Origin of the sequence: Staphylococcus sp. EG-SA-14 (assembly GCF_017151935.1) — a bacterium.
GTDB lineage: Bacteria > Bacillota > Bacilli > Staphylococcales > Staphylococcaceae > Staphylococcus > Staphylococcus aureus.
Window position 1 is genome coordinate 1 of the sequence record NZ_JACVZM010000090.1, and the last position, 252, is coordinate 252.

Here is a 252-nt window from a genome sequence, read left to right on the forward strand (position 1 = left end):
CCCAGGTTATGACTATGAGACATATACTGACTCAGGCATTTCAGGTAAAAATATTGAAGGTCGTCCGGCAATGAAACGTCTATTACAAGATGTTAAGGATAATAAAATCGAAATGGTGTTAAGTTGGGATCAGCTTTTTCAACATAATATTCACATGGAATAACAGCAATTCTACGCTCTAATGCTTTTGCGTGCTCAGATGGAAAGTTTAGTACAGCATTAGTATTAAAAATCAGTTTTAAATCTAATGTG

General features: G+C 34.5%; 1 pseudogene. It reads left to right on the plus strand.

Annotated features, from left to right (window positions below):
- Positions 1 to 127: pseudogene (locus IDG63_RS14420) on the plus strand (recombinase family protein); the annotation flags it as partial.
- Positions 128 to 252: the final 125 nt, after the last annotated feature.